The 26,782-nt window shown below is 49.9% G+C and carries 28 protein-coding genes and 1 tRNA gene; 21 read left to right on the forward strand and 8 right to left on the reverse strand.

The genetic code is table 11. From position 1 onward, the window contains the following. Positions 1 to 141: 141 nt before the first annotated feature. A complete protein-coding gene (locus ACKTSG_RS02435) occupies positions 142 to 492 on the forward strand; it encodes a SprT family protein (RefSeq protein WP_407891608.1) in 351 nt (116 codons plus the stop codon). On the opposite strand, the gene ACKTSG_RS02440 is transcribed toward ACKTSG_RS02435, so the two are convergent. Further along, on the reverse strand, positions 469 to 933 hold the full coding sequence (locus ACKTSG_RS02440; protein WP_407891610.1) for a GNAT family N-acetyltransferase: 465 nt from the start codon (positions 931 to 933) through the stop codon (positions 469 to 471). The two genes, ACKTSG_RS02435 and ACKTSG_RS02440, sit on opposite strands and share 24 nt — an antisense overlap. A gap of 227 nt (positions 934 to 1,160) precedes the next feature. Here ACKTSG_RS02440 and ACKTSG_RS02445 point away from each other — a divergent pair. Continuing rightward, positions 1,161 to 1,245: transfer RNA gene (locus ACKTSG_RS02445), tRNA-Leu, on the forward strand. An 83-nt stretch (positions 1,246 to 1,328) separates the two neighbouring features. On the opposite strand, the gene ACKTSG_RS02450 is transcribed toward ACKTSG_RS02445, so the two are convergent. After that, positions 1,329 to 1,550 (reverse strand): hypothetical protein, encoded by a 222-nt coding sequence (locus ACKTSG_RS02450; RefSeq protein ID WP_407891612.1) that lies wholly within the window; start codon positions 1,548 to 1,550, stop codon positions 1,329 to 1,331. Positions 1,551 to 1,702: 152 nt separating this feature from the next. Here ACKTSG_RS02450 and ACKTSG_RS02455 point away from each other — a divergent pair, with 152 nt between their 5' ends. Together ACKTSG_RS02455 and ACKTSG_RS02460 are read left to right on the forward strand one after the other, a co-directional pair. Beyond that, positions 1,703 to 2,209: a hypothetical protein gene (locus ACKTSG_RS02455; protein WP_407891614.1), complete on the forward strand. Its 507-nt coding sequence runs from the start codon at positions 1,703 to 1,705 to the stop codon at positions 2,207 to 2,209. Between the two features lie 85 nt (positions 2,210 to 2,294). Further along, a complete protein-coding gene (locus ACKTSG_RS02460) occupies positions 2,295 to 3,170 on the forward strand; it encodes a DMT family transporter (protein WP_407891616.1) in 876 nt (291 codons plus the stop codon). A gap of 2 nt (positions 3,171 to 3,172) precedes the next feature. Here the strand turns inward: ACKTSG_RS02460 and ACKTSG_RS02465 are convergent, their stop codons facing one another. Then, positions 3,173 to 3,469: a DUF3658 domain-containing protein gene (locus tag ACKTSG_RS02465; protein WP_407891618.1), complete on the reverse strand. Its 297-nt coding sequence runs from the start codon at positions 3,467 to 3,469 to the stop codon at positions 3,173 to 3,175. Beyond that, positions 3,372 to 3,899 (reverse strand): hypothetical protein, encoded by a 528-nt coding sequence (locus ACKTSG_RS02470; protein ID WP_407891620.1) that lies wholly within the window; start codon positions 3,897 to 3,899, stop codon positions 3,372 to 3,374. Before ACKTSG_RS02470 ends, ACKTSG_RS02465 begins: the two co-directional genes overlap by 98 nt. 151 nt (positions 3,900 to 4,050) lie before the next feature. Between ACKTSG_RS02470 and ACKTSG_RS02475 the strand changes: the two genes are divergently transcribed. The 3 genes from ACKTSG_RS02475 to ACKTSG_RS02485 are packed head-to-tail and all read left to right on the forward strand — an operon-like array spanning position 4,051 to position 5,417. Continuing rightward, the gene (locus ACKTSG_RS02475) at positions 4,051 to 4,218 is read left to right on the forward strand and encodes a hypothetical protein (protein WP_407891621.1); all 168 of its coding nucleotides are present in this window, start codon (positions 4,051 to 4,053) and stop codon (positions 4,216 to 4,218) included. 60 nt (positions 4,219 to 4,278) lie between these two features. Further along, on the forward strand, positions 4,279 to 4,770 hold the full coding sequence (locus ACKTSG_RS02480) for an alcohol dehydrogenase (protein ID WP_407891623.1): 492 nt from the start codon (positions 4,279 to 4,281) through the stop codon (positions 4,768 to 4,770). Between the two features lie 44 nt (positions 4,771 to 4,814). Beyond that, positions 4,815 to 5,417: an ECF transporter S component gene (locus ACKTSG_RS02485; protein WP_407891625.1), complete on the forward strand. Its 603-nt coding sequence runs from the start codon at positions 4,815 to 4,817 to the stop codon at positions 5,415 to 5,417. 46 nt (positions 5,418 to 5,463) lie between these two features. Here ACKTSG_RS02485 and ACKTSG_RS02490 read toward each other — a convergent pair whose 3' ends face one another. Further along, positions 5,464 to 6,096, reverse strand: a complete 633-nt coding sequence (locus tag ACKTSG_RS02490; RefSeq protein ID WP_407891627.1) for a hypothetical protein — start codon at positions 6,094 to 6,096, stop codon at positions 5,464 to 5,466. Between the two features lie 169 nt (positions 6,097 to 6,265). Here ACKTSG_RS02490 and ACKTSG_RS02495 point away from each other — a divergent pair, with 169 nt between their 5' ends. Then, a complete protein-coding gene (locus tag ACKTSG_RS02495; RefSeq protein WP_054720182.1) occupies positions 6,266 to 6,466 on the forward strand; it encodes a cold-shock protein in 201 nt (66 codons plus the stop codon). Positions 6,467 to 6,702: 236 nt separating this feature from the next. Here ACKTSG_RS02495 and ACKTSG_RS02500 read toward each other — a convergent pair whose 3' ends face one another. After that, complete coding sequence (locus tag ACKTSG_RS02500) at positions 6,703 to 7,671, reverse strand: Gfo/Idh/MocA family protein (RefSeq protein WP_407891629.1); 969 nt, start codon at positions 7,669 to 7,671, stop codon at positions 6,703 to 6,705. Between the two features lie 92 nt (positions 7,672 to 7,763). On the opposite strand from ACKTSG_RS02500, the gene ACKTSG_RS02505 reads away from it, so the two are divergent. The 8 genes from ACKTSG_RS02505 to ACKTSG_RS02540 all read left to right on the forward strand — a co-directional run bounded on the left by ACKTSG_RS02505 (position 7,764) and on the right by ACKTSG_RS02540 (position 17,007). Beyond that, positions 7,764 to 8,261, forward strand: a complete 498-nt coding sequence (locus tag ACKTSG_RS02505; protein WP_407891631.1) for a hypothetical protein — start codon at positions 7,764 to 7,766, stop codon at positions 8,259 to 8,261. Further along, complete coding sequence (locus tag ACKTSG_RS02510; protein WP_407891633.1) at positions 8,261 to 8,890, forward strand: glycoside hydrolase family 73 protein; 630 nt, start codon at positions 8,261 to 8,263, stop codon at positions 8,888 to 8,890. The genes ACKTSG_RS02505 and ACKTSG_RS02510 overlap by 1 nt, the downstream gene beginning before the upstream one ends. A gap of 293 nt (positions 8,891 to 9,183) precedes the next feature. Next, positions 9,184 to 9,762 carry a xanthine phosphoribosyltransferase gene (locus ACKTSG_RS02515; RefSeq protein WP_407891634.1) on the forward strand — a complete coding sequence of 193 codons (579 nt, stop codon included), beginning with the start codon at positions 9,184 to 9,186 and terminating at the stop codon, positions 9,760 to 9,762. Continuing rightward, on the forward strand, positions 9,759 to 11,081 hold the full coding sequence (locus ACKTSG_RS02520; RefSeq protein ID WP_407891635.1) for a nucleobase:cation symporter-2 family protein: 1,323 nt from the start codon (positions 9,759 to 9,761) through the stop codon (positions 11,079 to 11,081). Before ACKTSG_RS02515 ends, ACKTSG_RS02520 begins: the two co-directional genes overlap by 4 nt. An 18-nt stretch (positions 11,082 to 11,099) precedes the next feature. Next, entirely contained in the window at positions 11,100 to 12,209 is a 1,110-nt protein-coding gene (locus ACKTSG_RS02525; protein WP_407891637.1) for an ATP-grasp domain-containing protein, read from the forward strand. Between the two features lie 43 nt (positions 12,210 to 12,252). Next, the gene (gene purB, locus ACKTSG_RS02530; RefSeq protein ID WP_407891639.1) at positions 12,253 to 13,551 is read left to right on the forward strand and encodes an adenylosuccinate lyase; all 1,299 of its coding nucleotides are present in this window, start codon (positions 12,253 to 12,255) and stop codon (positions 13,549 to 13,551) included. Between the two features lie 880 nt (positions 13,552 to 14,431). After that, a complete protein-coding gene (locus tag ACKTSG_RS02535; RefSeq protein WP_407891641.1) occupies positions 14,432 to 15,589 on the forward strand; it encodes an MFS transporter in 1,158 nt (385 codons plus the stop codon). A gap of 92 nt (positions 15,590 to 15,681) precedes the next feature. Continuing rightward, positions 15,682 to 17,007, forward strand: coding sequence for a 3'-5' exonuclease (locus tag ACKTSG_RS02540; protein WP_407891643.1), 1,326 nt, complete (start codon positions 15,682 to 15,684; stop codon positions 17,005 to 17,007). An 89-nt stretch (positions 17,008 to 17,096) separates the two neighbouring features. Here the strand turns inward: ACKTSG_RS02540 and ACKTSG_RS02545 are convergent, their stop codons facing one another. Together ACKTSG_RS02545 and ACKTSG_RS02550 are read right to left on the reverse strand one after the other, a co-directional pair. Next, the gene (locus tag ACKTSG_RS02545) at positions 17,097 to 17,417 is read right to left on the reverse strand and encodes a hypothetical protein (protein WP_407891645.1); all 321 of its coding nucleotides are present in this window, start codon (positions 17,415 to 17,417) and stop codon (positions 17,097 to 17,099) included. A 40-nt stretch (positions 17,418 to 17,457) separates the two neighbouring features. Beyond that, a complete protein-coding gene (locus tag ACKTSG_RS02550; RefSeq protein ID WP_407891810.1) occupies positions 17,458 to 18,711 on the reverse strand; it encodes an MFS transporter in 1,254 nt (417 codons plus the stop codon). A 131-nt stretch (positions 18,712 to 18,842) separates the two neighbouring features. On the opposite strand from ACKTSG_RS02550, the gene ACKTSG_RS02555 reads away from it, so the two are divergent. From ACKTSG_RS02555 to ACKTSG_RS02575, 5 genes are all read left to right on the forward strand, one after another. Next, on the forward strand, positions 18,843 to 19,070 hold the full coding sequence (locus ACKTSG_RS02555) for a DUF1858 domain-containing protein (protein WP_407891647.1): 228 nt from the start codon (positions 18,843 to 18,845) through the stop codon (positions 19,068 to 19,070). Then, positions 19,063 to 20,583, forward strand: a complete 1,521-nt coding sequence (locus tag ACKTSG_RS02560; protein WP_407891649.1) for a DUF438 domain-containing protein — start codon at positions 19,063 to 19,065, stop codon at positions 20,581 to 20,583. The genes ACKTSG_RS02555 and ACKTSG_RS02560 overlap by 8 nt, the downstream gene beginning before the upstream one ends. Positions 20,584 to 20,724: 141 nt before the next feature. Continuing rightward, positions 20,725 to 22,965, forward strand: a complete 2,241-nt coding sequence (gene pcrA, locus ACKTSG_RS02565) for a DNA helicase PcrA (RefSeq protein ID WP_407891651.1) — start codon at positions 20,725 to 20,727, stop codon at positions 22,963 to 22,965. Between the two features lie 570 nt (positions 22,966 to 23,535). After that, on the forward strand, positions 23,536 to 25,563 hold the full coding sequence (gene ligA / locus ACKTSG_RS02570; protein ID WP_407891653.1) for an NAD-dependent DNA ligase LigA: 2,028 nt from the start codon (positions 23,536 to 23,538) through the stop codon (positions 25,561 to 25,563). Between the two features lie 5 nt (positions 25,564 to 25,568). Then, on the forward strand, positions 25,569 to 26,774 hold the full coding sequence (locus tag ACKTSG_RS02575) for a CamS family sex pheromone protein (protein WP_407891655.1): 1,206 nt from the start codon (positions 25,569 to 25,571) through the stop codon (positions 26,772 to 26,774). The last annotated feature ends 8 nt before the right edge of the window (positions 26,775 to 26,782 follow it).

Raw genomic sequence — 26,782 nt, forward strand, 5'->3', positions numbered from 1 at the left:
CCTCGTTTATCTTTTGGTTTGGTCGCTTAAAGCATAACACTGGAGGGAGTAGGTGTTTTTGTGTTATCTAAAAAGGCCTAAAACTTCCAGCGTTGAAGTACTCTTCAACACCAAAAATTTTAGACCCATTTTAACGCGCGGTTGAAAACCACTGGCGGGCGCTTTCACGTCAACGACCAAAATCTAGATTTCAATCCCAAGCTGTTTGCCGCCATCGACCGCGACCAGCAACTGGGCATCATCAAGCATGAATTGTGTCATTACCATTTGTATCGACTGCATCGCGGCTACCAGCATCGCGACGCTGACTTCAAGCGATTGTTGCAAGCAGTCGGCGGCTCGCGTTTTGCACCGAGTTTGCCGCGGCCAGCAAAATATGTGTATGTCTGCTGCCAATGTGGCACCCAATATCGCCGCCAACGCCGCATCGATACGCGCAAATTTGCTTGTGGGCGTTGCCGCGGCAAGTTACAACTGCTGAGTCAACGTTAAACTGGCAGGCGTAAAGCCTAAGCGCTGATAAAATTGGCGCGCACCAACGTCTTGGCCTAACACATTCAATTGGAGAAATTCCCCGTCATGAGCGCGCGTCCAGTCCGCTGCTGCAGCCAATAATGCCCGACCGATGCCTTGCTTGCGCGCTTTTGGGGTGACGTACAAGTCGATCACAAACCCGAAGCGGTGAAACACGACTTCCGGATCCGCTTGGGTAGTGGCTGCGACCACCAACAAAAAGCCAAGTAGCTCGCCATCAGTTTCTGCCAAGAAGACATCAGCGTTGGCGTCTTCAATATAATCTTTAAAATAGCCACTTTGATCGATGGCTGCGGGCTGGATCACTGCTGGCGCCAGTTTGGCCATTTCGGCGGTGAGCTGTAAATATTGGCGGGCGACCAAAGCCGCGTCTTTTGCTGTTGCCAAGCGAATATTCATGACGTCCTCCTTGTTGAACCAAGTTAGGCTTATTGTAGCATGCCAAGGTCGTTTTTTCGTTAAAGCCGTCTAGAGTGACGCCCCAAATGCTTGCGGGGTTTTTGCGTTTGCGATTACGATTTGTATCATTATTCAATTAATCGCCTGATTTTAAGAAAATTGCTTGACGCCACCCCCTAAAATCCCGTATACTGTTTCTTGTGCTTAAGAGCGGAAACGCATGATATGCGGGCATGGCGGAATTGGTAGACGCGCAAGATTAAGGATCTTGTGGCCGTTTAGGCCGTGGAAGTTCGAGTCTTCTTGCCCGCATCAAATTACAGCGATCCGCAACCAGAAATGGTTGCGGATATTTTTTTTGCGTCGGAATGGCCAGATCTGGGTTATGTTTGGGGTCAAGGTTGTTTTTCGCGGTGATGCTCGGCGGCCACATAAATGATCAAGGAATAGATCAATACCACGATCAAAATCAGATTGATCAACGCCAAGCCGATCACGATTTTTTCAGCCAGCAAGGTGGCTAGCCAGTGGGCTTGAGCGGCGGTCATCACCGCAAACATGAGACTATTGGAAAACAAGTTGATCGCAACGACCATTAAAAAATGTGGTTTGGTCATGAAAAAGCCTCCTTTAAATGATGTAAACGCTTCTTATCGGTGTCAGTATAGCATGGCGATTTTCAGGGGTAAAATTCTACGCTTGTGTTCGGCTGAGAAATCCATTAGAATTTGGCGTAAGGGTTTACATTTAATGGAAGGTCAGGCAAGCGATGGCAAAACGACACCACCGAATTTTTTCATATGGGTACATCCTGTTGACGACCGTGATCATTTGCGGCGGGACTTTTTGGGCGCTACATTGGGAAACGGCGCAACATACCGCCGCAGTGGCCAAAGCCTTTGGGCGCCATGATTTTGCCCAAGTCATGGTGTTAGAACACCTGCATGACGCTGATCAATTATGGCTGACTCTTTTGATGTTGACTTGGGTGGTGGCCACAGATGCCAATGTTCCATTGGTGCCAAAACTCGACCAAATGGGATGGGACAAGGCCTTTCGTGGTTGGCGCTATTGGCTGATCGCCCAAGGCGTCACGTTTGCGTTACTGGGGCAGCGATTTTTCCAACGCGCTGACACGCCGCTTGATCAGCGCTTGAGTGTGATCACTGGGTTATCCATTGCGGTCATTAGCTTGATTGATGTGGTTTATTGGCTGCACGCGCAAAAATATCGCAACTTTTACCGAGATCCTGAAAATTATCTGATCACCCGCTAGCAAGGCGGTCTCATTACCGGTAGAATAAAGCAAAGCAGACCGTCATGGTGATGGTCTGTTTTGCTTTTTGGGGGGGAATTGGCTGATGACAGAAAAACGCACCACTGGGCATTTGGCAGCGCTACTGACGATTTTGATTTGGGGGACCACGTTTATTGCGACCAAAGTGTTGCTACGCAGCTTCAATCCAGTGACGATTTTGCTGACGCGATTTGTGATCGGGTATTTGGCTTTGTTGGCATGGCGCCCAGGGTGGCTGCATTTGGCGAACCGCCGCCAAGAGTGGTTATTTGTTGGGGCGGGGTTTTCTGGGATCACGATCTATTACTTATTGGAAAATATGGCGCTGACGCAAACCACTGCTAGCAACGTCGGGATCATCGTGACCGTCGCGCCTTTTTTGACCGCGTTGTTATCGCGCTGGTTTTTGCACACCAAGCGCGCCAATATTTGGTTTTATGTGGGGTTTGTGGTGGCAATCAGCGGGGTGATCTTGATTTCCGACCCTGGCAACGCCAGCGGTCATGCCAGTTTACTAGGCGACGGTTTGGCGCTTTTGGCGTGTTTGGCTTGGGCGATCTATTCGATTTTCACCACCAAAATCGGCGCCTTGGAGCTGAATTTGATCCAATCTACGCGGCACGTCTTTTTTTATGGGTTGCTCTTCATGGTGCCCATTGCCTATGCATTGGGTTTTCATTTACCGCTTCAAGCTTTGCAATCAACTGAAAACTGGGCCAACTTTTTATTTTTAGGCATCGGGGCTTGTGCGGTGTGTTTTGTCACGTGGAATCTGGCGGTCAAGCGTTTGGGTACCGTGGCTAGTAGCGTGTATATTTATTTGGTGCCAGTGATCACCTTGATTTTTTCCGTGCTCTTGTTGCATGAGCCGCTGAGCGTGCCGTTGGTGATCGGCGCGGCATTAACATTAGTCGGGCTATGGCTGTCAGGCAAAAGTTGAACTTACTGAAATAAGTGTTGCAAGCGGGCATACCACCACCAATCTGGCACGTCGATGTCGAAGCGTCCGATCAAGTTGCCGATCACATCAAGGCGTTTGAGGTTAGTCGTTGGCAGGTTGTTAGTTTGCGCCAAAATCAGCGGATCATAAAAGCTTTGCGGCATCGCAAGCAATTGTCCGTTCAACCAAACCCGCAAGTCATCAGGCGCTTGGACTAGATCTTGCCAGCCTAGCGCTAAGTTTTTTGACGGTTTGCTTTGACAAAGTCGTGGCCGTGTTAGCCAGTGGCGCGATCTCATCAGGGGTCAAGTCTGCTAAATGGCTGATTTGCGTCAGCTTCGGACTGGTGGGATGCGGCAACACTGTCGGCACATGCACTTGGGATAACAGGCGATCATGTTGGGCACAACGATCGGCCAGCCACCATAAGCCCACGATATCGTTTGGTACCTCTGTCCACCAAACGCATAAAGGCGTGTTGGCTTCAATGGCGGTTTGCAAGGCGTTGATCGCAGTGCGATCTTGAGTTTGCAAGGTTTGGGCATCGACTTCAGGCGCCCATTGGCCTAACCCTAAATGGGCCACTTTCAACTGGTAAAAATCCAGCTGGGGTTGGTCCAGTCGGGATAGATCGCCAAATTGCAGATCTGGCGGTAAGGCTAATACAGTGAGTTGTGATCGTTGGGCGAGGGTTTTGGCAAAAATCGGATCAAAAGTCAGCATTAACAAGGCAAATTCCTTTCTGCTTCGGCAACAATGTCACATTAACGTTATGATAGCGCTTAACTTGCCAGTCGACAAATTGTCTTGACTTGGGTCTGGTCAGCAGGTATCATGCAAACAATGAATGATACCGTTTTCTATTTGAAAGGAGCAGGCCATGCGCGCGCGGACAAAGTGGTTGATCGCCTGGGGAAGCGTGGAATTGGCGTGGCTGGCAGGGCAGATCGTTTGGCCAATGCCAGGTTTATGGACTTGGTCTGTGGACGTGGTGTTGTATGTGATCTTGGCGATCATCGTGTTGCGCCGCCACCTGCCTAAAAGTTGACAAGTTCTGTTGGCATAGGTCAAAATAGATGTTGAAAAATCAAACTGGAGGGGTGCACAAATGAAGCGATTGGATCTTGTGGGTCAAAAGTTTGGCCGCTTGACGGTGATCAGCTATGCAGGTGCGGCCACTAACGGCAACGCCAGGTGGAATTGTCAATGCGATTGTGGCAATACGGCAGTGGTCGATGGCTACCGCTTGCGCAAAGGTATGACCACCAGCTGTGGGTGTTATCGGCGTGAATACATGAAAAAAGCGATCATGGCAAATCCCAAGACCCGCGCGCAAATGGGGCAACGCGGTCAATTTGACGACACAGAAGGCGTCAATGTGGCCGCTGCGACCAAGTTGCGCGCCACGAACCGCTCTGGGGTGATCGGGGTTTCCTTTGATCGCCAAACTGCCAAGTGGAATGCGCGGTTATTTTTGAAAGGCAAATTGGTGTTGAACAAACAATTCGTCGATTTCCAAGCAGCAGTTGACGCGCGCAAAGCCGCTGAAAAAAAGTTTCTCGATCCGATCTTACAGCGTACCAACAAATCAAATGACTAATTGAAACGACTGCCTGCAGCCGTTTTTGATTCAGGAGGCCAACTTTGACGCGAAAAAGTTCAGCGTACACCATCAGTATCACTGGGATCTTAGCCGCATTGATCATTTTACAAGCCTACATCCCCATGGTCGGCTATATTCGCATCACGCCGCTGTGGCCGGCGATCTCGACCATTCATTTAACCGTGATCTTAGCCGGCGTGCTACTGGGCGTGCGCGGTGGGGCCGGTTTAGGGGCGTTTTGGGGTTGTGTCAGTTTGATCAAAGCCTACACAGATGCCACTGATCCAGTGACGATCTTGCTGTTTCGCAACCCGTTGATCGCGATCATTCCGCGGATCATGGTCGGCGTGGTGGCAGGGTTGATCTTCAACCACATGGCCAAAACCCATCAAAAAGACCTCCTTGGCACGATCAAAATGGTTTTTGCCGGCGTTTGCGGGGCGTTGACCAATACCAGTTTGGTGATCGCCTTGACTTGGGTGTTTTTTGCCAATAATGCCAATGCCGTGGTCAAAGGCGCTGACGGTAGTAATTTAGGGTGGTTGTTGATCGGGGCTTTGGCGATCAATGCCATTGCCGAAGCGCTGTTAGCTGGTATTTTGGTGCCGATATTAAGCCAAGCGTTATTGCGATTCAAACGTTGAAAAATGGCACCATCGTTGATCAGATCAACGATGGTGCCATTTTAAGTTATTTCATCTTGACGGCGGCGGCATGCAAGCTTTGCGCATCGGCAGTGACGGATTGCAAATTGGCTTCCACGATATCAGCTTGTTGACCTAGCGAGCTGTCATATTGGTTCAACTGTCCCAAGGCGTCTTCAATGCCTGATTTGTCACTGGGGTCGGCGGCAACGGTGTCAAAGAAATCTTGTTCCGCATCAGTGAGTTCTTTGTAGTAGGCGTCAAAGGTTTTATGATCGAGTTGGGCCAACTTCAATGTCGCGATGGTTTTTTTCAGCTGGGTCTTAGGCAGTTGGGCATTGGCTTGAGAGTTGATCTTCACCAATTGATTGGTGGCGGCTTCTAGTTGGCTTTGCACCCGTTCAAGCTGTTTATAGGCGGCTTCACGCTTTTGGATCAAGGCGTGGATCTTGCCAGTATTTTGAAAATCAGCATTGGGGTGGGCGGCATAAGCAGTTTCAAAAGTGGACGGAAAGGCGCCGATTTGATTTTGAATGGTGTCGATGGCCGCATTTTGTTTGGCGACTTGGGTGACAATGTTGTTGGACGTTTGTTTGAGTTGCGTTTTTTGATCAAAACCTGCTGAACAGGCAGTCAAAAACACGATCAGGCCAATGAATGGCAACCACAGTTTTTTCATCTTGCGCCCCTTTGATTCGTTTCTTTCATCGTAGCGTAAATGCAGTTAAATTTCTAGTCTCGACGATTTTAGTTGCCGTCGTCTTGACATTCTGATACACTTACGAAGTACTTCCGTCTGTTAGAGACGAAATGCAATTCATGCGCTTTTGCGCTAGGAGGATTTATTAATGGAACAAGGTACAGTTAAATGGTTCAACGCAGAAAAAGGTTACGGCTTCATCACTCGTCAAGATGGCTCTGATGTTTTCGTTCACTTTTCTGCTATCCAAGGCGACGGCTACAAGACTTTAGAAGAAGGCCAAGCAGTCAGCTTCGAAGTCGAACAAGGCGACCGCGGTGCCCAAGCCGTTAACGTTAACAAGCTGTAATTCAAACAAAAGCCTCGCCGAATTTTCGGTGAGGCTTTTTTCAATGTGGCTGAGCCATAAAGCGGTTTTAGCATAGAGTAGAAGAGTCCTGACGAGCAAATCCCGAACTTAGGATTTGCTTGGCAGGACTCTTCTACGCAAATGCGTTGCTTTTTGGCTCGTACATCTCGGTAATTATCGTGTTCATTTCGTGACTTTCAATGATGTCTTGGATTTTTTCAATGGTTTCAAAAGGGTTACACCAATGGCGCTTGTTCATTCGGGTAATAAAATCCCCAAGCTTCGCGCGCTTGGCTCATGATCACCGCGGTGTCATAAGTCCACGCAAGCGTCGGATTGTCGCCAGTATCCACGGCTTGGGCCATGTCATTGATCTCATAAGCCATGGCGTGATGTTGATCGCCGGCACTTAAAGTCGTCGGCTCACTGCCAGTGACGGCAATGGTGGCGTGATCAGCGCGCGGATATTCGCTGATTTGCACATAGCCGCGGTCATAAGCGGCCATGCCGACTTTGGGCATCTGGGCTTGCAGATTCAAGACGACGGTGGCTTGTTGACCATCGGCATTGGTCAATAAAAAGCTGCTTTGATCATCAACCCCTGTGGCTGAGCGCGTCATTTGCGTGGCCACCAGCTTAGGCGTTGCACTCATCAACCGCCGCACAAAAGACAGCGCGTAAATGCCGATATCCAACAAGGCGCCTCCTGCCAGATCAGGATTTAACAAACGGTCTTTAGGATCGGTGGCATTGATCCCAAAAGCCACTTGGATCGTGCGCAAGCGGCCGAAGTCTTTGACGGCTGCATCCAACGCCGGATATAGCGGCATATGGTAGATGGTTTGGGCTTCCATTAAGATCAAGTGACGCTGTTTGGCAATGGCGATCAATTCTGCCAATTCCCGGGCGTTTAACGTGATGGTTTTTTCGGCAAAAACATGTTTGCCTGCTAAGAGCGCGGCTTTGATGTTTTCATAGTGGAAATTGTGAGTCGTGGCGACATATACAATGTCGATGTCGGGATCCGCGAACAAGCTGGCATAATCCGGATAGGTCTTGGGTACGTTGAATTGTTTGGCAAAAGCAGCGGCACGGGTTTGATCGCGTGCGGCGACGCCATACAAAGTTTGCGTGTTTGGAAAAAATGTGGCGAAATTATGGGCGATGCGACCTAAGCCCACAATGCCCCAACGATAGTTTGTCATCAGTTGCCTCCAATTTTTGTAAACGGTTTAAACTTAGTCTACCACCCGAGCACGATGGTGAAAACATGTTAGAATAAGTTGAGGTGATTGAAATGAATGATACCCATTTGATCGAATTAGCCGCGTTTGTGTTGCGGCAGCGTGACGGGAATGCTGACGTGTTAGAATCAGTGATGCACATTCCCACAGCGGCGATCTTGCAAGGTCAAGCCGCTTTATTGCCACAACAGCGTGAACAATTGCGTTATTTGTTTACTGATTATGAGTGGATGCTGGCTCAAAAGCTGGCAGTGTTTGAAAGCACCACCCCAGTTGTCGGCGGGTTGGCGCAACGTTTCCAAAATGCTAAAACCGTGATCGCCAAAGCTTGGCTACAAACGCCAAGTGTCACCACCAATTATGTCAAAGAACCCCTTGGTGCTGGGCGCGTCAGTGTACATTTGCAACTACGCCAAGATTATGGTGTCCATGGGTTAGTCGACATTTTGGATTTTGTGGTGCCAACGACGATCGCTGAGCAACTCCAAACCAAGCAACTCGACTTGTTGACTTGGGCTGATGAAAATTTAGATGATCCGGAAGTGAAGTAATGGCGCGACGCCGCAAACCGCGAAAGCACAAAACCCACCGCCTCAAACTCCCTGCTTTGATCTGGCTGATCTTATTAGCCATGGGTTTAAGCGTTGGGGTGGTAGGCTGTCAATTGATCGCCCAACGCACCGCCAATGTCGATACTGTGGCTCAACACAGCGATGACACGGCACAAAAGCAAGCCTTCATCGACAAATTGGCACCTTATGCCCAAGAGTTGCAACAAGTTTACGGCGTGAAAGCGTCGATCACGCTGGCCCAAGCGATTTTAGAATCCGACTGGGGGACTAGCACCTTGGCGGCAAAATACCATAATTTGTTCGGCATTAAAGCCGGCTCTGGCGGGGTGGTGTTGACCACGCAAGAATACCTCAATGGCAAATGGAAAACCGTCAACGGCCGCTTTGCCGTGTATGCCAGCGACCAAGAATCCATGAAGGCACATGCGTTATTGTTCGTCAATGGCACCGCTTGGAATGCCAAACAATATGCTGATGTGTTAGCGGCAACCACTTATCAACAAGCGGCTGCGGCGTTACATACGGATGGCTATGCAACTGATCCAGATTATCCCAGCAAGTTGGTGAAGTTGATCCAACAATGGCATTTGGATCAATACGACCAATAACGGGTCGGCGGTTTCTCATTTTCAAAGGGTTGCGCGATTGGTTTAAATTATTTTCAGTAAACAAACCCAAACAAAATCATTCACAAAAACCCGAATAATCGGGTTTTTGTGCAATTGGTGGCGATCAACGATGAAACGTGGTCAGTCATCACCCCGCAAGCCGATAACCGGTAGTGGCAAAACACGAACGGTAACGTGAAAATACGATGTGATTATCGTAAATTGGTTGTTTGACCTTATTTTTTGTGTTAAAATTTGTGAAATTCAATAAATGGATAAGGATGTGCATACTGGTGAAATTACTTGAAGACCGGATCAGAAAAGATGGTCAGGTATTAGGTGCAGAAGTATTAAAGGTAGACAATTTCTTGAACCATCAAATCGACCCTGATCTGATGACGGCGTTAGGGGAAGAATTTCACCGGCAATTTCAAGACCAACCCATTACCAAGATCTTAACCGTCGAAAGTTCTGGGATCGCGCCAGCCTTGGCTGCTGGGATGGCTTTTCATGTGCCAGTGGTGTTTGCCCGCAAGCACAAATCACTGACGTTAAAAGATGATCTGTACACCGCTGAAGTGTATTCCTTCACCAAAAAAACCGCCAACCAAATCGCCATTGCCCAAAAGTTCTTAAGTGCTGATGACCACTGCTTGATCATCGATGACTTTTTGGCGAACGGGCAAGCAGTCGAAGGCTTGATCGACATTATCGAACAAGCCCAAGCCACCTTAGAAGGCGTTGGGGTCGTGATCGAAAAGTCCTTCCAAAAAGGGCGCAAGTTGTTAGATGATCGCCATATCAAAACCGTTTCCTTGGCGCGCATCAAGGCCTTTCATGACGGTCAAGTCGAATTCGAGGACGAAGCATGAAAAACGCTGACATCTCTGCACCAAAAGCGGCGGTTTTAGGGATCCAACACTTATTGGCCATGTATTCAGGATCGGTGTTGGTGCCGATTTTGATCGGCGCCTCGCTACATTTTTCCAGTGAGCAAATGACGTATCTGGTGTCCATCGATATTTTCATGTGTGGGATCGCCACGGCACTGCAGATCTTCTCCAATAAATTCTTTGGGATCGGCTTGCCAGTCGTGCTTGGCTGTGCGGTACAAGCCGTGGCGCCGTTGATCTTGATCGGGCAGAAATTTGATTTTCAAACCATGTATGGTGCGATCATTGCCGCAGGACTGTTCGTTTTTGCCATCGGCGGATTTTTTGCCAAGTTGCGCAAGTTGTTCCCACCTTTGGTTACTGGCACCTTGATCACCGTGATCGGGTTATCGTTGATCCCAGTGGCCTTTCAAAATCTTGGCGGCGGGTCCACGACTGCCAAAGATTTCGGGTCAATGACCAACTTAGCCGTTGGCGCTTTTACCGTTTTGTTGATTCTAGCCTTTAACGTTTGGGGTCGCGGCTTTGTTCGCAGTATCGCCATTTTGATCGGGTTGATCGGCGGCACGGTATTGGCTGGATTTTTAGGCATGGTATCCTTTGCGCCAGTTGCCGAAGCGTCATGGTTCCATGTGCCCACGCCATTTTACTTTGGGGTGCCGCATTTTGAATGGAGCTCCATTGTCACCATGATCTTGATCTCATTGGTGTCGATGGTCGAATCCACTGGGGTGTTTTTTGCCTTAGGGGATGTGGTCGGCCGCAAGATCGAAGCTGACGACTTGAAAAAAGGCTATCGCGCTGAAGGGCTAGCGGTATTTTTAGGTGGGGTGTTCAACACCTTCCCTTACACCACCTTTTCCCAAAACGTTGGCTTGGTGCAATTATCTGGGATCAAAACCCGCAAGCCAGTCATGTTTTCCGCCTTGTTCTTGATCCTGTTAGGCTTATTGCCAAAAATCGGCGCCTTGGCGACGATCATTCCGTCGCCAGTTTTAGGTGGGGCGATGTTGGTGATGTTTGGCATGGTGGCCGTGCAAGGTATTCGCATGTTGCAACAAGTGGACTTCCACAATGACAAGAACTTGTTGGTGGCGGCAGTTTCCATCGGCTTAGGTCTTGGGGTCACCACCCAGCCTGAAATCGTGCAAGCTTTGCCAGAAACGTTACAATTGTTGTTTGGCTCTGGGATCTTGATGGCTTCAGTTTCTGCGGTGTTGTTGAATTGGATCTTTAATTCCAAAACGCCGCAACCAGAGCTACCAACCAAAGACGGTTTAAACGAAAAAGACGAGTAGTATCACAGAAAGAAGACTATGATGCCTCAATTTATCAAACCAGGTGCCGTGATCGGCATTATCGGCGGCGATGTGCGCGGGTATCAACTTGCGTTAGCCGCTCGGCAAATGGGCATGCACCCGATCGTGCTTTCCCCAACAGACAGTGACATCGCCTTTGATGTGGCTGATATGCGCATCGTCGGGGCGGTGGATGACCAAGACGCCTTACAGCGGGTGGTCGATTTAGCCCAAGTGATCACTTATGTTGATGAGAATGTCGACGGCACCACCTTACAAGACATCGCCAAGCCGCAACAATTACCTTCTGGCGTGGATATTTTAAGCGTGACGCAAGACCGCTATTTGGAAAAAGTGTTCTTGGATGATCAAAACATGAACATTTTGCCATATGCGCAAGTCGTCACGCCAAAAGACATTACCGCCGCAGTGGAGAATGTCGGCTTTCCGGCGATTTTAAAGCCGATCCAAAAAGGCATCGGGGTCGATCAACAATTGCGCTTGACCCAACCAGAAGATGTGCGCCGTGCTGAACAATTGTTACAACAGCGCCCTTATGTTTTGGAGGCGTGGTTGGATGACCCCACTGAATTCTCCGTATTAGTCGCCAAAGCCGGTGACACGATTCGGGTGATGCCAGTGGTGGAAAATCAATTTACCCATCACTTGTTGAAAGCCTCCACTGTGCCGGCCACTGCCAATGCGGCGGTGATTGCTGAGATCCAACGGATCGGCAGAGTCTTGGCGCAAGCGTTGAATTACACTGGGGTGTTTGGCATCGAGTTATTCATGACCAAAAGCCTGACGCTTTATGTCAAACGCATTTTCCCAGGGCCACAGCTTAATGGGCATGTACTGACGGCTACCACTGGTGTGTCGCCTTATCATCTACATTTGCGCGCCTTATTTGGCTGGCCGCTGCCGGCGGTGCGTTTGGTGCAAGATGGGGCCTTTTTGCCGCTGCGCGTTGACGATCGCGCCGCGGCGATGACGCAGATCCAAATCAAACCTGATTGGCGCTTCACCTTTTATCCAGAAGGGGCGGCAGATATCGGGCAGATCGTCATCACTGGTGACATTGATGAAATCAAACAAACCGTCAATGCCACTGATTATTTCCAGATCTAGTTGCTGTTAATCTTATAGGTGAGACATAAGGAGGAACCAATTCATGATCGACCGTTATAGTCGTTTGGAAATGGCACAAGTTTGGACCGAAGAAAATCGCTACAAAGCGTGGCTTGAAGTGGAAATTTTGGCTGCTGAAGCGTGGTCAACGTTAGGCGAGATCCCAGCTGAAGACGTCAAAGCTTTACGCAAAAACGCAAGCTTTACCGTTGATCGGATCCATGAAATCGAAGCCGTGACTCGTCATGACGTGGTGGCGTTCACTCGGACAGTTTCAGAATCTTTAGGCGAGGAAAAAAAGTGGGTGCATTTTGGCTTGACGTCCACTGACGTCGTTGATACCGCCCAAGGTGCGGTGTTGAAACAAGCCAACACCATTTTACGCGCGGATATCGTGGCGTTGATCGACGCGTTAGCCAAGTTGGCCAAAGCTTACAAGCACACCCCAATGATGGGGCGGACTCATGGTGTCCACGCAGAGCCGACCACATTTGGGTTAGTGGTGGCCACCTGGTATTCCGAAATGCAACGCAACTTGAAGCGTTTTGACGAAGCCGCAGCAGATGTTGAAGCCGGCAAGATCTCAGGGGCGGTTGGTACATTTGCCAACACCCCACCAGCTGTTGAAGCCTATGTTTGCGAACACTTAGGCATTCGCGCCCAAGAAATCTCCACCCAGATCTTGCCGCGCGACTTGCATGCGCATTATATCCAAACGCTGGGCTTGATTGCCACTTCCGTTGAACGCTTTGCCACTCAAGTGCGGCATATGCAACGCACCGAAGTTCATGAAGTGGAAGAACATTTCAACCCTGGTCAAAAAGGCTCTTCAGCTATGCCGCATAAGCGCAACCCGATCGGCTCTGAAAATGTTTCTGGCTTGGCGCGGGTGATCCGCGGCTACAGTATTCCGGCACTGGAAGATGTCAACTTGTGGCATGAACGCGATATTTCGCATTCTTCTGCTGAACGCATGATGTTACCAGATGCCACTGGTTTGTTGGATTACATTTTGCATCGCTTCACAACGATCATCGAAAACCTCGATGTTTTCCCAGAAACGATGCTGGCCAACATGAACAAGACGCATGGTTTGATCTTCTCACAACGCGTGATGTTGAAGCTGATCGAATCTGGCTTGTCGCGTGAAGCCGCGTATGATCTGGTGCAACCAAAAACTGCCCAAGCTTGGGATGAACATCGCGACTTCCGCCAATTGTTGGAAGCTGATCCTAAAGTCACTGAGCGTTTGAGTGATGCCCAATTGGATGATGCGTTTGATTATCATTATCACTTGCGCCATGTCGATGAGATCTTTGATCGCATCGGGTTAGGCGACTAAATCGATTGGTGAGGCCGAGCGGCATGCTCGGTCTTTTATTTTGTTTGTGGCCGGAAGCTCTGGGGACTGCGGCAAAAAGCGCTCCGGCGGGCAGGACATGGAACGCTATGGCACCGTCCCTCCGGTTTGAAAAGCTGTGAGTTCCGGTGAATTGGCACCACTACGGAAAACTGGCCAAGTTGCCGTGCGGCCGGCTTCAGAAATCGGCCAAGCCCGCCGATGTTCTTACACCTAGATCTTGAACCAGCCAAACCCGCTGTTTCAAGATCTGCCGGTGAAATCAAGGATGCCGCCAAAGCCCAGCGTCATCCTTGATTTCACTTTCACGGCAATTGGCCAGTTTTCCTCCGTGATGCCAATTCACCTCCGCTCACAACTTTTCTAGGTTGGCCTATTTCGCCTCTTGCTGGTGGTCCATTTCGACGTGAACAATCAAGCCAGCATCACTAAGAAAACTATTGAGTTATCTAGGTGGTCGATTTCAAAATCTTACTTGACCGAGCAACTCATCACTAGTAGGTCATGCATACTAGTGCCAGTCATGCCAACGTCACGCCCTTTGTCAGATACCTCCTGGAATGAAGGGCGTTTGAATTTGGAACGGAGGTTGGCTGGTCGCGGCATCGTGAGCTTTCCGTTAGCGATTTATCGCTTACGGAAAGCCGCAGAAAAAGATCCGGCGGGTGGGGCGCACAGCGACACAACCCGGCTAGCTTTTTTGAGGCCCTTCACCATGCTGCGGCTAGCCAACCGGAGTGCCAAATTCAAATGCACGTATGAGCTGTCGATGTTTGATAAAGCCGCGGGTTATTTGCTTTTTTGGCGGTTTATCGGCGTGGCTTGTGATAGAGTATGTGTATTATTGAACTTGGAGGCTGTCATGTTTTCGATTTTACTTGCCATAATCTATCTCGCATTTATCAGCTTGGGGTTACCTGATTCGCTGATCGGCTCTGGGTGGCCGGCGATGCATACGGCGTTAAACGTGCCGACGAGCTATGCTGGGATCATTACCATGCTGATCTCAGCGAACACGATCATTTCCAGTTTGCTGTCAGATCGCTTGACGCGCCGCTTTGGCACTGGGGTCGTCACTGCTACAAGTGTGGCCACCACGGCTTTGGCGTTATTTGGCTTTTCTTTTTCAGGACACTTTATTTGGTTGTGCGTGTGGGCGATTCCTTATGGCCTTGGTGCCGGCGCTGTCGATGCAGCGTTGAACAACTATGTGGCGCTTCATTATCAAAGTCGCCAAATGAATTGGCTGCACTGTTTTTGGGGTGTTGGGGCGGCCATCAGCCCGTATGTGATGAGTTTTGGTTTAACCCATCAGTGGGGGTGGCAAAGCGGTTATCGGATCATCGGTATCGTGCAGCTTTTGTTGACGATCGTGTTGGTGCTCAGCTTGCCGCTGTGGCAAAAACGCCAACCAAGCGGCTCTGCTGTCGCTGCCAAACTGACGACGCGGCAGTTGTTTGCACTTCCTGGGGTGCCACAAGTGTTGACGGCTTTTTTGGCTTATTGTGCCCTTGAAGGCACGGCTGGGATCTGGGCGGCTAGTTATTTGGTGCAAGCGCGCGGCGTCGAAGTCGCAACGGCGGCAAAGTTTGCGGCGCTTTTTTATATGGGGATCACTTTGGGGCGGTTTTTGTCTGGGTTTATCGCCGATCGCTTAGGGGATCGCCGGATGGTGTGGTTGGGCACTTTGATTTTAGGCGGTGGGCTTTTATTGGTGTTGCTGCCGCTACCAGTGCAAGCGGCGTTAGCAGGGTTGTTGATCATTGGCTTAGGCTGTGCGCCGATTTATCCGACGATCATTCATGAAACGCCGACGAACTTTGGCGCGCCAAATTCTCAAGCGGTGATCGGCATCCAAATGGCATTTGCTTATGTCGGGTCGACGTTTGCGCCACCGCTGTTTGGCCTTTTAGCAGAGGCATTTAGCATCAGGTTGTACCCGGTGTATATGCTTGGCTTTACCTTGCTGATGGTGGTGGCGGTCGCCAAACTCAATCATGCGATCCCTAAACACCAGTGAAAGCATGCAGAACGAGACAGCTGGTTGTCGCGCATTTTGGTTTGGTCAACTTTTGCGGTAAAATAAAACAGATAAGCACAAAGGAGACCAATATGGACGAGTTGAAACAAACACTACAAGCGCCTTTTAGTGAAGCCTGGGCGGATCAGTTGCTCAAGGCACTACAAGAATTGGCGCGCATCGGCGGTGGGCGCCCGCAACAGCTTGCCTTGGTCGACTTAACGCTTGATCTGCGCGGCTTGTGGCCGGTGCACTTGACCCTTGATGGCCAAGCGTTAGCAACTGGCGACTTGTGGCCGGCGATCACTGCCACAGCCACGCTTGAAGCGTTGCCAGTGACGGGCAAAGCTGTCGATTGGGTGGTGCGAAAGTTATTTCGCACTTATGTGGCAGCGTTGCGGGATCCCGCGAATTTGCCGCAAAGCGTACAGCCGCAATGGGCTTTGGTGCATGCCATGGCCAATCACTTCCAAGCCCTTGGCGCGGTGGTGCATCAGCTGCATTTAGCCGATGACCAAGAACCGGTGAAGGTGCGCTTGTTTGGCCCACTTGCTGAAGAAACTGTGGCGTTGATGGCGCAATATGGCGTGACTTACACCCATGGCAAAATGCTGACCCCATGGGCGCAAGCATTTTCGTCTTTGCGGCATATGGAAGATCTTTCCATCGCCAAAGCCAAACCCCGGCGCGGTGTGGCAGAAGCCGGGTTACAACGCGATGTGTTAGGGCGGGCCAAAGCGTTAAAAACGCGGCATTTTCCTAAAACGCCAGCGCCTGCCTTCACGCCGCAACGCCCGATCTTACAGCCTTTTGGTGGGCGACCGGACGCGTATACCGTGTTTGATCTGGAGTTTTCCAGTGGCAACAAGCAAGAAGGCCAGTTCGCCACGGAAATCGGCGCGATCAAAGTCCGCAATGCGCGCATCGTCGATACTTTCGACTGCTTTGTGCAGATTCCACATGGTATGCGCTTGAATTCCCGCTCACAATCGTTGACTGGGATCCATACCGGCTTGTTGATGCGCTATGGCCGCCCAGCTGGCACCGCACTGACTGAATTTCAAAACTTCATCGGCAAAGATCCGCTGTTAGGCTTTGCGGTCAAAGGCGGGGACTTGTTGGTGATGCAGCGGCAATTTGGGTTGTATGCCACGCCTGGGCGCTTGTTAGATGTCGCAGAAATCGCCAAAGCCGGCGGACCGATGCCAGGCGGTCCAGATGTGGGCTTGGCCAAATATCGCAATTACTTGGGGCTAGATATTTTGGCGCATGGTGCCGTGTATGATGCAGTGACCACTTATGCGCTATATGCTTACTTGCAAGGTTCGCCATTATTGCCTGAAGTGGTGATGGCGCAATTCAATCAAGTGTTTGAACAAACCAGCTTTAAATCCCCGAAGAAGAATTTTCATTACTAAGAAATAGACCAAACGGCCGTCATGGCAAGCTGAAATTTCGGCTTGCCATGACGGGCGTTTGGTCTTCACTTAAATTCTTTGAGGCACGATTAATGGAGCTTGCCGGAATCAAACAGCTGCCGGATCTTGGTTTGGATCAACAACAAAGTGGCGTGAGATTCGGTTTTAAACCGCGGGACGAGTTCCGAAGCGAGTAAGCTGGTTTCAGTCAAAAGATGTTCTTGGTTGATATCTTTGACCTCCAAGCCTTTTTCAGTGAATACCGCGGTTAAGTAGCCGCCTTCAACGCCTTCATCCAATAATTGTTGCGCCCAGTTGCGCAACCCGCCTTGGATCACGGCGTCTAAAGGTTCGTTGAGTTTGTCAGCTAAAGCTTGGGCTTGGGCTAATGTTTCTGGAATTTCATGCATGGCATATGCCTTCTTTTTTTGTTTTAAATGTAAGCCTTTTTCAAGAATTTGTCGAGTTATTCCCGATATGTAGCCAACCGGCGATCATGTGACGATTGCGCATCATGATCGGCAACAGCAAGGCTAACGCCAATAGCCCACAAGCGGGGAAACCCCATAATCCGCCGGCAACATCCATCACGGAACCGACAAACAAACTGCCGATCGGGGTGGTGCCTTGATTCAATAACACATACACGGACATGATCCGCCCTCTGAGGTGATTGGGGATGTCAAATTGAAAACTGGCATTGGACTGGTTCAAAAAGATCATATTACAAAAGCCGATCAGCACCATCATCGCCATGGCCAAGTCCGTTTGCCGGATCAATAGCATCAACGCTTGTAAACTCGCGGTGCCTACAGCCACGACCAAATAAAAATCTCGCCGCAAGCCAAACCGTGCCAAGTAGCTCATTAAAAAAGCGGCGATCAGCGACCCAACGCCTGTGGCCGAAAGTAAATTGGCATAAGTTTGCGCGCCGGAATGCAGCACTTCTTTGGCAAAAATCGGGATGATGACATTGTTATTGTAATTCAAAGTGCAAATGATCAGCATGAAAATGGCGCTTAAGCGAATTTCTGCATGGGTCCAAACATACTGCAAGCCATCTTTGACATCTTCCCAAACGCGTTTGTTGGAAGGCGTGGCGACCACACGCGCTTGCTTGATCAAAAATAAGCCTAACAGCACCGCCAAATAAGACACGGCGTCGACTAAAAAGCAGATCCCCACGGAAAACTTCACCATCAATATGCCGGCGATACTAGGACCGGCGATCTTGGCCAAATTAAACACCGTGGAATTCAACGAAATGCCGTTCATCAAGTTTTTGTGACCGACTAACTCCACCACAAACGATTGCCGCGTCGGCGTGTCAAAACTTTGTAAACACCCATAGCCTAACGCAATCAGCAAGACCATCCAGTATTGGACGATCCCAGTCAACACGATCACAGTCATGATCACGCCTAAGGCTAAAAATCCTGCTTGGGTGAGCATCAAAATGCGCCGTTTAGGGTAGCGGTCGATCAACGTGCCTGCCACTAACGTCAACGCTAAGATCGGAGCAAACTGACACGCACTTAAGATCCCCACCAGCAAAGCAGACTTGGTCATTTGATACACCAACCAAGTTTGGGCGGTGCGTTGGATCCAAGTACCCATCACGGAAACACATTGGCCCAGCCAAAAATAGCGGAAATTCGGATTTTTTAAAGACGAGAAAGTACGGGCGAGGACTTGCATCTGCAGACTCTTTTCTGAAAAATAACATCGTCAATATTTTGCGCTTTCATCGACATTTGTCAATCACACTTTGGCACAATAAAGATAGCGAATAGTTATCTTTGCGGGTATAATAAAGCTAAAAAGGAGGCGCTATCATGGTGACGATCAACTTAGATACCCCAGTTTTTGACTTGGTCACCCAAACGCCAGCGATCATTGACGTGATGGTGGCGATGGGGTTAGATGGGGTCACGGATCCCAAGTTATTGCACACAGTCGGGCGTTTGATGACTTTGCGCAAAGGTGCCAAAATGAAACACATCGACATCGCCGAGTTGACTCAAAAGTTAGCAGCGGCGGGATTTGAGGTGCAACATGACTGAAACCCATGCGATCGACCGCCAGAAAAAAATCGTGGAGATCTTGCAAATGTTGCATCAAGGCGGGTCATTTGAAGCAGCTAAAAAGATTTTTGATGAGACTTTTGATCAAGTTGACGTTTCAGAGATCACCAACGCTGAACGCCAACTGATCGCTACTGGTTTGAATCCCATGGAGATTCAAACCTTGTGTAACGTCCACGCCGCCGTGTTTCGCGGTAAGATCAACCAGCACAGCAAAACGCCGAGCGAAGAGATCCCCGGTCACCCAGTGCAAGTGTTGAAATTGGAAAACACCGTGTTGATGAGTTTGCTGAATGACGAGTTGTTACCGACCTTGAAAAAGTGGCAACAAGCTGGCAGCGATGTTGAACTGCGCCACCGCATGCAAAATGCGCTAGCGGATCTGACCAAAATCGACCACCATTATTTGCGCAAAGAAAACTTGATCTTCCCACTGATGACCAAATACGGCATCACCGCGCCGCCAAAAGTGATGTGGGGCGTTGATGATGAGATCCGCGGCTGGATCAAAGCCGCCTTAAAGCTGGTGACCACCACGCCAACTCCTGACGCTTACACCATTGAAGCGGCGATCGAAAAAGCCGCCAAAGAAGTCGACGAAATGGTGTTCAAAGAAGAAGAGATCATGTTGCCGATGACCCTTGAGATCTTCACCGCCGCTGATTGGGCGATGATCCAGCGCGAATCAGGCGACATTGGCTACACGTTGATCGCCGACCCGCTACCTTGGCAGCCGACTGAAGCTGAATTGGCGCAAAAGCCCAAGCCTTCCAAAATGGCGGCAGAACTCAACGCGATGGCAGAAGAATTGGCGCAATCTCAAGCGTTAGCCTCTGATCGTGCACCAGAACCTAGCGACCGCGATGTGCTAAAAGCGATCCACCAAGGCGTCTCCATGCCCACTGCGCCGGCAGAAACGCTGGCTAAACTGCAAGCGGCCAAAACTGCCGACGGGGATAACGATGTGCACGGCCCATCGATTTCTGTGCAACGCCCGAAACCTAAGCGCCATGCTGGGCCTACTGTTTTTGGCGCCGCCACGTCAGGCAGTGCTTCTGGCCGCATTGAAATCGATGGCAGCCACCCAGCGCGGGTGCTGTTGCCAACGGGATCGATGGATCTTGATCAACTCACCAATGTGTTGCGCTTATTGCCCTTAGACCTCACGTTTGTGGATGATACCGATACGGTGCGCTGGTTTTCAGATTCTGGTGAGCGGGTTTTTCCGCGGACAACGGCGGTGATCGGCCGTTTGGTCAAAGATTGTCATCCGCCAAAGTCAGTGGATAAAGTCGAAAAGATCTTAAGTGATTTTCACGCCGGTCGCCAAGATCACGCGGATTTTTGGATCAACTTGCACGGCGAGAAAATGATCTATATTCGTTATTTTGCCATTCGTGATGTGGACGCTAATTATTTAGGGTGTTTGGAAGTCACGCAAGATATTTCTGCCATTCAACAACTCACCGGTGAAAAGCGGTTAGGGGATTAAATCCACACGCAAAGCCCAGCTTGTGATCGCTGGGCTTTTTTGGTGTAAAAAATACGTACATATGTTTGTGATGCTGTTATGCCCGCCGCTTTTTTGGTACAATTACCCTAACTGACTGCAAGACGAAAGGAAGATTATTCCATGGCGACTGTTCCAATGTTGGACGGCATGAACGACAAGCAAACTGAGGCGGTATTGGCAACTGAAGGCCCAGTGTTGATCATGGCTGGTGCCGGTTCTGGTAAAACGCGGGTGTTAACGCATCGCATCGCGTATTTGATCGAAGAAAAAAATATCAACCCTTGGCGGATCTTGGCGATCACTTTCACCAATAAAGCCGCTCGGGAAATGAAAGAACGCGTCGGCAAGTTATTAGACGCTGAAGTGGCGCGGGATGTGTGGGTGTCGACTTTCCATGCGCTTTGTGTGCGGATCTTACGCCGCGACATTGAAAAACTCGGCATGAATCGGGCCTTTACGATCGCTGATCCAGCAGAACAATTAACGCTGGTGAAACACATTTTGGCGGATATGAATCTGGATCCCAAGCGCTATGATCCTAAAGGTATTTTAAGCGCGATCTCCAATGCCAAAAACGATTTATTAACGCCAGACGACTATCAAAAACAAGCCGGCGGTCCGATCGAAAAAATCACTGCTGATGTGTATCGCGAGTATCAAAAGCGTCTGCGCGGCGATCAGGCGCTGGATTTTGATGATCTGATCATGATGACCATTCAATTGTTCCAACAGGACAAAGAAACGCTTGAATTTTACCAACGTAAATTCCAATATATCCACGTCGACGAATATCAGGATACCAACGAAGCCCAATATCAACTGGTGCACATGTTGGCAGAAGGGTATCGCAATCTTTGTGTGGTCGGGGATGCGGATCAAAGTATCTATGGCTGGCGTGGCGCGAATATGCAAAACATTTTGGACTTCCAAGATGACTACAAAGACGCCCAAGTGATCTTGCTGGAACAAAACTACCGCTCTACTAAAACGATTTTGGATGCGGCCAATGGCGTGATCAAACACAACCAACAGCGCCAAGTCAAAACTTTGTGGACCCAAAACCCGCAAGGCGAAAAAATCACCTATTATCGCGCCCAATCGGAATTAGACGAAGCGTATTTCGTGATCAAACAAATCGAAGCGCAGATCCGCGATGAGCATCGCAAATATGGCGACTTTGCGATTTTGTATCGCACCAATGCCCAATCACGATCGATTGAAGAAGCTTTTGTCAAAAGTAATATTCCGTACAAAATGGTCGGCGGCCACAAGTTCTATGACCGCAAAGAAATTCGTGACGCGTTGGCCTATTTCCGCTTGGTGATCAACCCAGATGACGACATGTCATTTAACCGCATCGTCAATGAACCTAAGCGTGGGATCGGGTCAACGTCCATCGAAAAACTAGAAGCTTTTGCCACCCAAAATGGTTGGAGCCTGCTGGAAGCGGCAAGCAACGCCGAACTCACCCCAGTGTCTGGCAAAGCGCGCAAAGGCTTGGCGCAGTTTGGCACGACCATGCAAAAACTGGCGGTACAGCGCAAAGACTTCACGGTCACCGAAATGATGCAACACATTTTAGATGAAAGCGGCTATTTACCAACGTTAAAAGTGGCCAATACCATTGAAGCCGATACCCGCATCGATAACTTGAATGAGTTGCTGTCAGTGACGAAGCAATTTGATGACCGCTACGAACCTGAAGACGAAAATTCAGACATCTTTGTCGACTTCTTAGCTGACTTGGCGTTATTATCGGATCAAGATAGCATCGAAGAAGATGCTCAAGAAGTGACCTTGATGACCTTGCACGCGGCTAAAGGCTTGGAATTTCCAGTGGTGTTTATGGTGGGGATGGAAGAAGGCTTGTTTCCGCTGAGTCGGGCGGCAATGGATGAAACGCAACTGGAAGAAGAGCGCCGCTTGGCTTATGTGGGTATCACCCGCGCCCAAAAGAAGCTTTACATTTCAAACGCGTATGGGCGCATGCTTTATGGTCAACGCCAAAACAACCCAGCCAGTCGGTTTATTGAAGAAATCGATCCCGAGTTATTGGAAACTGCCGGTCAGGCCCAACCAAAATCCGATATTCCATTCATCAATCGGACTCAGCGTGCCGTAACGCCAACGTACTCGCGGCATCCAGTTGGCACCAAGGCCAAAAAAGTCACCGCCACAACCACCTCTGATGCTGGTAGCGAACACTGGGCTGCTGGCGATAAAGTCACGCACCGCAAGTGGGGCTTAGGCACAGTGGTGAAAGTCAACGGTTCAGGTGAAGATCAAGAGCTTGATATCGCGTTTGCGTCACAAGGCGTCAAGCGTTTGTTGGCTGCTTTTGCCCCGATCAAAAAAGCCTGACTTAGTGGCGTGCCGAAAAGCTGCGGGCTGCGGCGAATTGGCGCCACTGCAGAAAACTGGCCAAGTTGCCGTGCGGCCGGCTTCAGAAATCGGCAAAACCCGCCGATGTTCTTACGCCTAGATTTTGAACCAGCAAAGTTCGCTGTTTCAAAATCTGCCGGTGAAATCTGCGGATGCCGCCAAAGTTCGGCGTCATCCTTGATTTCACTGTCACGGCAATTGGTCAGTTTCCTGCCGTTATGCCAATTCACCTCCGCCCACAGCTTTTCTTGGCTAGTGAAGTTGAATCAACGATCAGGTTGCCGCTAGTCGGCATTACCTACTAGTGCCTGCAGCATGTCGAGTAGTTGCCAGATATCAGGCGGCACAAGTCGCGTAGGTCGTTTGAATTTAGGACGGAGGCTGGGTGGGGTAGCTACAGCGTTCCGCAAGTCGAGATCCAGCGGGTGGGGAGCGTAGCGACACATCCCGTAGCTTTGCTGAGGACTCTCACTATGGCTACCCCACCCAGCCGGAGTCCTAAATTCAAACCACCGGCCTAACTCACAGATAAGATAAGGAGAGTTGAACATGGCGCAAAAGCCGATCAGTGATTATACCCAAACCACCGCTCAAGCTGAAGTCGATGCTTTAGTGGCGCAATTGAATACTTGGCGCGACGAATATTACACCAAAGACGCGCCAACAGTGGAAGATCATGAATACGACTTACAATATCGCCGGCTACAAGAGCTTGAAGCCGCGTTTCCCGCACTGGTGCGGTCGGATTCGCCGACCCAATTAGTCGGCGGGGCCACAAATTCAGATCTGCCGAAAGTCCCACATCCGATCCCGATGTTATCCATGGGCGACGTTTTTTCGCTAGCAGAACTGCAAGACTGGGCCCAGCGCTTGGAAGCTGGTGTCGATCAGCCAGTAGATTACAATGTGGAATTGAAAATTGACGGCTTGTCCTTGTCTTTGGTGTACGAAAATGGCCAGCTGGTGCAAGGCTCAACGCGTGGTGACGGGAACATTGGCGAAGACGTCACCAAAAACGTCCGCACGATTCCAGATATTCCTCAAACTTTACCTGAGCCGCTGAACATTGAAGTGCGCGGTGAATGCTACATGCCAAAAGCCGCCTTTGCCGCATTGAATGCCAGTCGCGAAGCAGAAGGCCAAGCCATTTTTGCCAATCCGCGGAATGCCGCTGCGGGGTCTTTGCGCCAATTAGACGCCAAAATCACCAAAGCTCGGCAGTTGGCGACATTCATGTATACGGTGATCGATCCGGCGCAATATCAGCTACGCACGCAACACGAGGCCATCGCCTTCATGCAAAAATTAGGCTTTGCCACCAACCCGTCTAGTGTCGTGGCCAAAGATCTGGCGACCATGGATGCGTATATCACCACGCAAACTGCTGATCGCGATCAATTGGCTTATGGTATCGATGGCATCGTGGTGAAAGTCAACGACTTAGCTTTGCAAGCGCAATTAGGCAACACGGTCAAAGTGCCGCGTTGGGAGATCGCCTATAAGTTCCCACCAGAAGAAGCCCAAACCACCATTCGCGATGTCGAATGGACCGTTGGCCGCACTGGTGTGGTCACCCCGACGGCAGTGATGGATCCTGTGCAACTGGCTGGTACTACCGTCAGTCGCGCCACGTTGCACAATGTCGATCAGATCCAACAAAAAGATATTCGCCTAGGCGATGTGGTGATGTTGCATAAAGCTGGCGACATTATTCCTGAAGTGTCGCGGGTATTGGTCGATCGGCGCGCGTCAGATTCAGTGCCATTGGCAATTCCAACGGCTTGTCCGTCATGCGGTGAAGCCTTGGTGCATTTGGATGACGAAGTGGCGCTACGGTGTTTGAATCCGCGCTGTCCAGCCCAAGTGGCCTCGCAACTGACGCATTTTGCCTCACGCAATGCGATGAATATCGATGGCTTAGGCCCTAAGATCATCGCCCAACTGATGGCCAAAGACTTGGTACATGATGTGGCAGATCTTTATCAACTGACGGCAACAGACTTGGCGGGGTTGGATAAGTTTAAAGAAAAAGCGATTAATAATCTCTTAAATGCCATTGATAACAGTCGGCAAAACTCCGCGGAACGCTTAGTATTTGGATTAGGGATCCGCCATGTCGGTGGCAAAGCGGCGCAATTGTTGCTGGCGCATTTTGAAACCATCGATGCGCTAAGTCACGCAGATGGCGACGCGATCGCTGCAGTGCCTGGGATCGGCCCGATCATTGCCGAAGCAGTGGTGGCGTGGTTTGCCATGCCTGGCGCGCAACAATTATTGCAAGAATTGCGCGATGCGCGCGTCAACATGCGCTATACTAGTGGACAGGCAGTCGCGACTGACGGCTTTTTTGCCGGTAAAACAGTGGTGATCACTGGGTCGTTTGCGGATTATTCGCGTCCTGAGTTGACCAAAAAAATCACAGCGCTAGGGGCTAAAGTCACCGGATCAGTTTCTAAGAAAACGGATCTGCTGGTGGCTGGTGAAAAAGCTGGCAGCAAGTTGGCCAAAGCCCAAAGCTTAGGGATCACCGTGATGGATGAGGCGACATTGAAAAACACGTTGCAAGGAGAGAATTGATTATTTTGAAGAAATTCAAGGCAGTAGTGGCGCTGGTCGGATTAGTGATCGTGTTGGCTGGTTGTGGCAAGTTGAGTTTTAGCTCAGATAGCAACGGCAGTACCACCAGCGGTAGCGGCACCAGTACCAGCAAATACCAAACAACTGGGTCAGTGGATTCCTCGATGTATCAAGGGGTCATTCAAAACGGCACTTACAAAACCAGTTCGGCGCGCGGCTTGACCATCAGCACCAATACCCAAGGGGCCAATACTTACAACATTAAGTCGATGGAAGCGGGCTTGCAGTCGATTTCGATGACGCATTTTCCCACTAACAAGTACTCCTTGCAAGAAGGGCAACTATTGTCCACTGCCACTGCCAAAAGCTGGCTGATGCGCAAAGCCGCGACTGAAGACGATACCGGTTCTGAAGGTCCAGATGGCTTAAACCCCAGCAAATATAAAAATGGCCAAAAAGGGGCGGTCATTGCCAATTACGAAACCGCAAAACCAGAGTATTTAGCCACGATCTTGGAACAAGACTATATGCAAACTAGTGGCAAATCGATGAAACTTGGCGGCATTTCCATTGCTTTGGGGATGAATGAGTATTATTACTATCAAAAAAAGCAATATGGCGCCACATATTCCACCAAGATCCCCCAAGCTGATCTCGAAAAATACGGCAAGCAAATGGCTGCCACCGTCGTCAGTCGCATTCGCAAAATGGGCGGCGTGTCCAGCACCACACCGATCGTGGTGGCGTTGTATAAAAATGCCGATCAAGATGCCTTAGTCGGTGGCACCTTCTTTGCGTCGACCACCAGCGATTCTGGAACTAACTTGAGTTCATGGAAGACCATCGATCAAAAGAATCAAGTGTTGCCCGTTGTTGAAAACGAAAAAGCCGTCAACTCAACGGTAGCCAACGACTTTTCGAATTTCTCCGATGAAATCGAGAACTTCTTCCCGACGTTAGCTGGCGTCACCGCCCAAACGCATTATGAATCTGGGCAGTTGACTGGGATGAATATCACCATCAATACCCAGTTTTACGGCTTGACGGAAATCGAGTCCTTCACGCAATATGTGGCCACCACCGCGCAAAAAGATCTGCCCAGCGGCGCTAAGATCGAGATCCAAATTCAATCCACTGGTGGGATCCAAGCGTTTGTCGCCCGAGATACCGGCGAGAAGTCCTTTTACACGCATGTCTTTGGAAGTTATTAAAGTCACGC

It is taken from the genome of Lacticaseibacillus salsurae (assembly GCF_045862175.1).
Lineage (GTDB): Bacteria > Bacillota > Bacilli > Lactobacillales > Lactobacillaceae > Lacticaseibacillus > Lacticaseibacillus salsurae.